This window comes from Salmonella sp. 32010601201800023SM, assembly GCF_017572235.1.
Classification (GTDB): domain Bacteria; phylum Pseudomonadota; class Gammaproteobacteria; order Enterobacterales; family Enterobacteriaceae; genus Salmonella; species Salmonella enterica.
Map to the genome: position 1 here is coordinate 1 of NZ_JAGEQS010000021.1, position 737 is coordinate 737.

Genomic DNA, 737 nt, shown 5'->3' on the forward strand with positions numbered 1-737 from the left:
GCAAAAGAAGTAGGTAGCTTAACCTTCGGGAGGGCGCTTACCACTTTGTGATTCATGACTGGGGTGAAGTCGTAACAAGGTAACCGTAGGGGAACCTGCGGTTGGATCACCTCCTTACCTTAAAGAACTGTTCTTTGCAGTGCTCACACAGATTGTCTGATGAAAAACGAGCAGTAAAACCTCTACAGGCTTGTAGCTCAGGTGGTTAGAGCGCACCCCTGATAAGGGTGAGGTCGGTGGTTCAAGTCCACTCAGGCCTACCAAATTTTCCCTGAATACTGCGTTGTGAAATAACTCACATACTGATGTATGTCTCGTTATTCCACGCCTTGTCTCAGGAAAAATTATCGGTAAAGAGGTTCTGACTACACGATGGGGCTATAGCTCAGCTGGGAGAGCGCCTGCTTTGCACGCAGGAGGTCTGCGGTTCGATCCCGCATAGCTCCACCATCTCGTGAGTGTTTACGAAAAAATACTTCAGAGTGTACCTGAAAGGGTTCACTGCGAAGTTTTGCTCTTTAAAAATCTGGATCAAGCTGAAAATTGAAACACAGAACAACGAAAGTTGTTCGTGAGTCTCTCAAATTTTCGCGACACGAGAATGTTTTACGAAACATCTTCGGGTTGTGAGGTTAAGCGACTAAGCGTACACGGTGGATGCCCTGGCAGTCAGAGGCGATGAAGGGCGTGCTAATCTGCGATAAGCGCCGGTAAGGTGATATGAACCGTTATAACCG

The 737-nt window shown here is 47.5% G+C and carries 2 tRNA genes and 2 rRNA genes; all 4 read left to right on the top strand.

Annotated features, from left to right (window positions below):
• Window positions 1–117: ribosomal RNA gene (locus J4617_RS22810) — 16S ribosomal RNA — on the top strand; the annotation flags it as partial.
• A gap of 69 nt (window positions 118–186) precedes the next feature.
• Window positions 187–263, top strand: a tRNA-Ile gene (locus J4617_RS22815).
• A gap of 111 nt (window positions 264–374) precedes the next feature.
• Window positions 375–450, top strand: a tRNA-Ala gene (locus J4617_RS22820).
• A 180-nt stretch (window positions 451–630) separates the two neighbouring features.
• Window positions 631–737 (top strand): 23S ribosomal RNA (locus J4617_RS22825); the annotation flags it as partial.